This is a genomic window from Amaricoccus sp. (genome assembly GCF_036846665.1).
Classification (GTDB): Bacteria; Pseudomonadota; Alphaproteobacteria; order Rhodobacterales; family Rhodobacteraceae; genus Amaricoccus.
The window spans coordinates 1-6,587 of sequence record NZ_DAIUBO010000216.1 but is presented as its reverse complement, the minus strand read 5'-3'; the positions used below and the strand labels follow the sequence as shown (position 1 = coordinate 6,587).

Here is a 6,587-nt window from a genome sequence, read left to right as displayed (position 1 = left end):
GAACGCGATGCTGATGGCCGAACTCTACGGCGGTCGCGATGCCGTGGGGGGGTCGAAGATCGTCGACGTGCTGGTCTGCCGCCTCCGCCGCAAGCTCGGCACGGAAGCCCGCCGGTTCCGGTCGGTCTGGGGGCGCGGGCATCTCCTGGTGCTCTAGCGGCCTCGGCGCCCGCCCGGGGATCGCTCAGCGATGCAGCCGCAGGCGGTCGCCGAGGATCTCGATCCGTGCGAAGCGCCCGAGATAGGCCATGCCGAGCAGCGAGACGTCGAGGTCGCCGCCGTTGACGCTCGCCGGAAGGTCCCGGTCGATGTGGTCGCCGAAGCGGACCTCGCCGAGCCGGACGCGGGCGGTCGGCACCGCGCCGTTGGCGGTCTGCGCCCGCCCGGAGAAGACGAGGCGGTCGAGGTCGATCCCGAGCGCGGCCGCGTCCTTCCGCGAGAGCACGATGTCGCTGGCGCCGGTGTCGACCATGAAGCGGACCGGATGCCCGTCGATCTCGATCGTGGCGTGGAACTGGCCGTCCGGGCCGCGCCGCAATTCGGTCACGCCCGGGGCGATCTGGACCGCCGCGGAGGGGAAGAGCATGCCGCGCAGCGTGTCGCGGAACCCGTAGGCGATCACCGCCATGGCGATCAGGAGCAGCCAGAAGACCAGGTCGCGGATGTTGCGGCCGAGCCGCCCGCCCCGCAGCCCGAAGAGCAGGACGCCGAGGAGCAGGATGACCAGATAGACGAGCCGGACGTGGTCGTCTGACGATCCGGGCAGCACCGGCTCAGGCTCCGATGAGCCCGAGGTCCCGGATGCCGTCGAGCACGAACTGCACCGACAGCGCGGCCAGCAGGATCCCCAGGAGCCGGGTGACGACCACGATCCCGGTATGGCCGAGCGCGCGTTCCAGAAGCCCGCCGGCGCGGAACAGGATCAGGGAGAGCGCGAGCACGGCGGCCATGGCGACGTTGATCGTCAGGATCGCCATCGGGTCGCCGTTGTTCTGGCTGCTGAGCAGGATCATCGTCGCCAGCGCGCCGGGCCCGGCGATCAGCGGCATCGCCAGCGGAAAGACCGACGGGTCGGGCGGCTGGGTCGCCGTCTGCTTCTCGCGCCGTTCGCTGCGCCGCTCGAAGAGCATGTCGACCGCCATGAGGAAGAGCAGCATGCCGCCCGAGATCCGGAACGCCGGCATGCCGATGCCGATCAGCGCCAGCAGCGACTCGCCCGCGATGCCGAAGGCCGCGAGCAGGAAGAAGCCGACGGCGATCGCCCGGAAGCCGATCCGCCGGCGTTCCGCCGAGGACATGCCCTGGGTGAGCGCCACGAAGAGCGGCACCAGCCCGATCGGGTCGATGATCACGAAGAGCGTGACGAAGGCGGTCAGGAACAGGTCCGGGGTCATGCGACGCGTCCCTCCGCGGCTTCCACGCGCTCCAGCGCCGCCAGCCACAGGGTTTCGGCGCGCGCGATCCCATCGATGACCTCCGCGCGCTTCTTCTGCAAGGTCTCGATCTCGTCGCTGTCGCCGCGGCTGTAGAGCAGGGGGTTCGCGAGCCGGGCGTCGATGGCCTGGCGCATTTCCTCGAGCTTCGCGACCCGGGATTCGCAGCGCGCGACCTCGGCCTTGAGCGGCGAGAGGACGGCCGGGGCGGCCCTGCGCGGGCGGGGTTTCGGCTCGGCGGGCTTCGGCGCGGAGCGGCCGCGCTCGGAGAGGAGCAGGCGCCGGTAGCCCTCCATGTCGTCCTCGAAGGGCGCGACATGGCCGTCCTTCACCAGCCAGAGGCGGTCGGCGACCAGCTCCACGAGATGCGGGTCATGGCTCACCAGGATCACCGCGCCGCCGTATTCGGTCAGGGCGGCCACCAGCGCCTCGCGGCTCTCGATGTCGAGATGGTTGGTCGGCTCGTCGAGCACGATGAGATGGGGCGCGTCGATGGTGGCGATCAGCAGGCTCAGCCGCGCCTTCTGGCCGCCCGAGAGCCGTCCCACCTGGGAGGTCGCGATCTCGGCGCCGATCCCGCCGGCGGCGAGCCGGGCGCGATGCTTGGCCGGGGTCTCCTCCGGGCGCAGGCGGGCGATGTGCTGCAGCGGCGTCTCGTCGACATCGAGCTCGTCGACCTGATGCTGGGCGAAGTAACCGACCCGGAGCTTGGGCGCCGTGATCTTCCGGCCCGTCATCGGCCGGAGCCGGTCGGACAGAAGCTTGGAGAGGGTCGACTTGCCCTGGCCGTTGGCGCCGAGCAGCGCGATCCGGTCGTCCTGGTCGATGCGCAGGTCGAGCCCGCGCAGCACCGGGCGGCCGTCGTAGCCGACGCTGACGTCCTCGAGCCGGATGATGGGCGGCGAAAGCTCCTCCGGGGTCGGGAAGCCGAAGGCCGCCACGTGATCGTCCACCACCCCGGCGATGGGCTTCATGCGTTCGAGCGCCTTGAGCCGGCTCTGGGCCTGGCGGGCCTTGGAGGCCTTGGCGCGGAAGCGGTCCACGAAGGATTGCATATGCGCGCGCGCGGCATCCTGCTTCTTCTTCTCCGCCGCCTGCTGTTCGAGCCGCGCCCGCCGCGTGGCCTCGAAGGTGTCGTAGGGGCCCTGGTAGAGCGTCAGCTTCTGGCGGTGCAGGTGCAGGATCGCCCCGACCGAGCGGTTGAGCAGGTCCCGGTCGTGGCTGATGACCAGCACGGTATGCGGATAGCGCGCGAGGAAGCTCTCCAGCCAGATCGAGCCCTCGAGGTCGAGATAGTTGGTCGGCTCGTCGAGCAGGAGCACGTCCGGGCGCGAGAAGAGCACCGCCGCCAGCGCCACGCGCATGCGCCAGCCGCCGGAGAAATCCGCGCAGGCGCGCGCCTGGGCGGCGGCGTCGAATCCCAGCCCGTCGAGGATCGCCGCGGCGCGGGACTCGGCGGTATGGGCCTCGATATCGGCGAGGCGCGTCTGGATATCGGCGATCCGTGCCGCATCCCGGGCCGTCTCCGCCTCGGCCATGAGGGCGGCGCGTTCGCCGTCGGCCTGAAGCACGGTGTCGATCAGGCTGTCGCGCGTCGCCGGCGCCTCCTGCGCGACGCCGCCGATGCGCGCGCGGCGGGGCACCTCGATCTCGCCGGAATCGAGCGGCAATTCGCCGCGGATCAGCCGAAAGAGCGTGGTCTTGCCGGTGCCGTTACGCCCGACGAATCCCACCTTGTGCCCGGTCGGCACCAGCGCCGAGGCCGAGTCGAAAAGACGCTTTCCTTCCAGCGTGAAGGTGATGTCGCGCAAGGCCAGCATCGCGGCGGTGTGGCGTGGGGTCGCCGGCTTGTCAACCATCGCCGGTTTCCCGGTCTTTTGCGTCTTTCCGCCCGTGTTCGGCCATGCTACCTCGGCGCCGGAATTAGAGGGACGGGTAGTGATGGCCATCCAACGCACGTTTTCGATCATCAAGCCGGACGCGACACGGCGCAATCTGACCGGGGCGATCAACGCCAAGCTCGAGGCGGCGGGTCTGCGCATCATCGCGCAGAAGCGCGTCCATCTGACGCTGGCGCAGGCGCAGGCATTCTATGCCGTGCACAAGGATCGCCCCTTCTTCGGCGAACTGACCGAATTCATCGCTTCCGCCCCGATCGTGGCGCAGGTGCTCGAAGGCGAGGATGCCATCGCCCGCAACCGCGAGGTCATGGGCGCGACCAACCCCGCCGAGGCCGCCTCCGGGACGATCCGCAAGGAATTCGCCCTCTCGATCGGCGAGAATTCGGTGCATGGCTCCGACGGGCCCGAGACGGCCGCGGTCGAGATCGCCTATTTCTTCTCCGGGCTCGAACTGGTCGGCTGAGTCCCGCGTCGGCCCGGCACGCAGCAGATCCGGATATCTGTTTAATATCAAGGCGTTAATTGGCGTTTCAACGTGAAACGCCCCGGATTTCGGCTCAGGGGAAGAGGGCGACCTTCCTGCGATCGCCCGCGGCGAAGCGGCGCAGCACCGCCGGGTAGAGGCGGTGCTCCATCGGCAGGAGCCGGGCCGCGAGGGTCTCGGACGTGTCGCCGGGCAGCACCGGGATGACGGCCTGACCGAGGATCGGGCCGGAATCGAGGTCGGGCGTGACCTCGTGCACGGTCGCGCCATGCAGCGCCATGCCCGCCGCCAGCGCGCGTCCGTGGGTGTCGAGCCCGGGGAAGAGCGGCAGGATCGAGGGGTGGATGTTGAGGATCCGTCCCTGCCAGTGCTCGACGAAACCCGGGGTCAGGATCCGCATGAAGCCGGCGAGGCAGAGGATCTCCGCGCCGCTCGCCGCAAGCCGGTCGAGAATCGCCGCCTCGAACCGCGGCCTGTCGCCCGCATGGGCGCGATGGTCGATGACGGCGGTCGGCACGCCCAGATCCGCCGCGCGCGCGAGCCCGGCGGCATCGGGGCGGTTGGAGATCACCAGGCAGGGTGTCGCCGGATGATCCGGACCGGCCATGTCGCGCACCAGCGCGACCATGTTCGAACCGCCGCCGGAGATCAGGATCGCGGCGCGGCGTCGCGTCACGGCATGGCCGAATAGCGCACGCCCGCGCCGGCCTCGACCCGGCCGATCTCGTGCACGGTCTCGCCCGCCTGCTCGAAGACGGCGCGGATCGCCGGGCAGGCATCGGGGGCTGCGACCGCGACGAGGCCGATGCCGCAGTTGAAGGTCCGGAGCATCTCGTCGCGCGACATGCCGCCCGCGCCCCGAAGCCAGCGGAAGACATCCGGCAGCGCCCAGGCGGCGAGATCGATGCGGGCGCCGAGGTCCTCGGGCAGGATGCGCGGCAGGTTCTCGGTCAGGCCGCCGCCGGTGATATGCGCGAGGCCGCGCAGCCCCTCGATCCGCATCGCCTCGAGGGCGCCGCGGACATAGATCCGGGTCGGGGCGAGCAGGGCCGCGCCGAGCGATCCTTCCGCGAAGGGGCAGGGCGCGTCCCAGCCGAGGCCGCTCTCGGCGACGATGCGGCGCACCAGGCTGAAGCCGTTCGAATGCACGCCCGAGGAGGCGAGCCCGAGCAGGACGTCGCCCGCCGCCACGCCGCGCGGCAGCTCGCCGCCGCGCTCCATCGCCCCCACTGCGAAGCCGGCGAGATCGAAATCGCCGCCCGCGTACATCCCCGGCATCTCCGCCGTCTCGCCGCCGATCAGCGCCGCACCGGCGGCGGAGCAGCCTTCGGCGATGCCGGCGATCACTTCGCCAGCTTGATCGACGTCGAGCCGGCCGGATGCGAAATAATCCAGGAAGAACAGCGGCTCCGCGCCCTGGCACACCAGGTCGTTGACACACATCGCCACGAGATCGATGCCGACCGTGCCGAACTGCCCGGTCTCGATGGCGACGCGCAGCTTGGTCCCGACCCCGTCGGTGGCGGCGACCAGGACGGGATCCTCGTAGCCGGCCGCCCGGAGGTCGAAGAGCGCGCCGAAGCCCCCGAGCCCGGTCATCACGCCCGGGCGCGCGGTCCGCTCGGCGGCGGGCCTGATGCGCTCGATCAGCGCATTTCCGGCATCGATGTCGACGCCGGCATCGGAATAGGTCAATCCATTGCGCAGTTCTGCCATGCCATCCTCGGCGCATCCGTCTGGGCACCGGCTCTACCCCATGCCGGCAGCCAAGGGAACACGTGCTTGACCCGTCGTCGAAGCCTGCGATAGCTGATCGCCAGGGGGCCCGTAGCTCAACGGTCAGAGCAGAGCGCTCATAACGCTTTGGTTGCAGGTTCGAATCCTGCCGGGCCTACCACGCAGTCTGGGGCTTTCACGGCCTCTACGGCCGTTTCCGCGAACCGCGGACAGATCAAAGGCTTGCGCGGCGATCTTGCCCAAGATCTCCTTGGATTCGGCGTGGAGAGCAGGGAATCGGTGCGGAAAGCGGCCTGGCGGCATTTCGTGCTCTGCTGGCCTCCAAAATAATGGCGGCCGTGGGCTGGGGGCCGTGCAAAGCAGGGCTCCGGTTGACTTCCGATGTTATGACAGAAGATCCGGGCTTAGCCGAGAATCGCCCGCTGGTCTTCCCATAGCGCGGGCAGGTCGATGCGCCTGAGGCGTTCCGCCGTCAGCCCGACTGGCTGGGTGCCATCGAGGATGCGCTGGACGAGGTCCGGCGCGAGGAAGGCCAGTTGCAGGGATCGCGACACGTCGCCGATGTCGGCGCCTTCGCGGCGGGCGATGTGGTCTATGCCGGGACGCGTGGCCGGGTCGAGATATTCGGCGAGGCGGCAGCGGGCCTCGATCAGGATCCGGACGAGATGCGGGTCGGGCGTCGGTGGCGGTGCCGCATTGCCGCCAAGGATCACACGCAGCTCCGGCCCGCGCCGTTGCAGCTTCAGCGTCGCAGAGACGCTGAAGTCGGGAAGCTCCAGGGCAGCGAGGTCGGCGAACCGCCCGTTCGGTGCTTCCCGAAGGGTCGCAAGGCTCACGTCCGCTCTCATTTCATTGCCGGTCAACTGGACCTTCGTGACGAGCATGTGCAGGATCTCTCTCGCGGTCCGGGAGGCGGCATCCTCCAGCAGCCCGCTGAGTTGCGAGCACATGTCCTTCACGGCGATGGATGCGGCGTGTCCGGACAGGGCGGATGCGATCATCCGTGCCTGGAACGCCGGATCCCGGAGCTTG

The 6,587-nt window shown here is 69.8% G+C and carries 8 protein-coding genes and 1 tRNA gene; 3 read left to right on the top strand and 6 right to left on the bottom strand.

Translation table 11 applies throughout. The features are described 5' to 3' along the window. Nucleotides 1–7: 7 nt before the first annotated feature. Nucleotides 8–157: a helix-turn-helix domain-containing protein gene (locus V7050_RS21090; RefSeq protein WP_442885708.1), complete on the top strand. Its 150-nt coding sequence runs from the start codon at nucleotides 8–10 to the stop codon at nucleotides 155–157. 27 nt (nucleotides 158–184) lie between these two features. On the opposite strand, the gene V7050_RS16860 is transcribed toward V7050_RS21090, so the two are convergent. The 3 genes from V7050_RS16860 to V7050_RS16850 are packed head-to-tail and all read right to left on the bottom strand — an operon-like array spanning nucleotide 185 to nucleotide 3,253. Then, nucleotides 185–769 carry a retropepsin-like aspartic protease family protein gene (locus V7050_RS16860; protein WP_324369678.1) on the bottom strand — a complete coding sequence of 195 codons (585 nt, stop codon included), beginning with the start codon at nucleotides 767–769 and terminating at the stop codon, nucleotides 185–187. A gap of 4 nt (nucleotides 770–773) precedes the next feature. Continuing rightward, a complete protein-coding gene (locus V7050_RS16855; RefSeq protein WP_324369676.1) occupies nucleotides 774–1,394 on the bottom strand; it encodes a MarC family protein in 621 nt (206 codons plus the stop codon). Beyond that, nucleotides 1,391–3,253: an ABC-F family ATP-binding cassette domain-containing protein gene (locus V7050_RS16850; protein WP_324369680.1), complete on the bottom strand. Its 1,863-nt coding sequence runs from the start codon at nucleotides 3,251–3,253 to the stop codon at nucleotides 1,391–1,393. The genes V7050_RS16855 and V7050_RS16850 overlap by 4 nt, the downstream gene beginning before the upstream one ends. Before the next feature lie 121 nt (nucleotides 3,254–3,374). Here V7050_RS16850 and ndk point away from each other — a divergent pair, with 121 nt between their 5' ends. After that, a complete protein-coding gene (ndk, locus tag V7050_RS16845; protein ID WP_324369674.1) occupies nucleotides 3,375–3,797 on the top strand; it encodes a nucleoside-diphosphate kinase in 423 nt (140 codons plus the stop codon). Between the two features lie 94 nt (nucleotides 3,798–3,891). On the opposite strand, the gene purN is transcribed toward ndk, so the two are convergent. Together purN and purM are read right to left on the bottom strand one after the other, a co-directional pair. Continuing rightward, nucleotides 3,892–4,494, bottom strand: coding sequence for a phosphoribosylglycinamide formyltransferase (gene purN, locus V7050_RS16840; protein WP_324369673.1), 603 nt, complete (start codon nucleotides 4,492–4,494; stop codon nucleotides 3,892–3,894). After that, nucleotides 4,491–5,534 (bottom strand): phosphoribosylformylglycinamidine cyclo-ligase, encoded by a 1,044-nt coding sequence (gene purM / locus V7050_RS16835; RefSeq protein ID WP_324369671.1) that lies wholly within the window; start codon nucleotides 5,532–5,534, stop codon nucleotides 4,491–4,493. Before purM ends, purN begins: the two co-directional genes overlap by 4 nt. Before the next feature lie 105 nt (nucleotides 5,535–5,639). Here purM and V7050_RS16830 point away from each other — a divergent pair. Next, nucleotides 5,640–5,715: transfer RNA gene (locus V7050_RS16830), tRNA-Ile, on the top strand. A 244-nt stretch (nucleotides 5,716–5,959) separates the two neighbouring features. On the opposite strand, the gene V7050_RS16825 is transcribed toward V7050_RS16830, so the two are convergent. Continuing rightward, nucleotides 5,960–6,587: hypothetical protein (locus V7050_RS16825; RefSeq protein WP_442885596.1), on the bottom strand; the 628-nt coding region annotated here is incomplete at its 5' end.

Bases quoted from the DNA above. Each gene is read 5' to 3' on its own strand.
- V7050_RS16850 (WP_324369680.1), bottom strand. From the start codon at position 3,253: ATGCTGGCCTTGCGCGACATCACCTTCACGCTGGAAGGAAAGCGTCTT.
- V7050_RS16855 (WP_324369676.1), bottom strand. From the start codon at position 1,394: ATGACCCCGGACCTGTTCCTGACCGCCTTCGTCACGCTCTTCGTGATC.
- purM (WP_324369671.1), bottom strand. From the start codon at position 5,534: ATGGCAGAACTGCGCAATGGATTGACCTATTCCGATGCCGGCGTCGAC.
- ndk (WP_324369674.1), top strand. From the start codon at position 3,375: ATGGCCATCCAACGCACGTTTTCGATCATCAAGCCGGACGCGACACGG.
- V7050_RS21090 (WP_442885708.1), top strand. From the start codon at position 8: ATGCTGATGGCCGAACTCTACGGCGGTCGCGATGCCGTGGGGGGGTCG.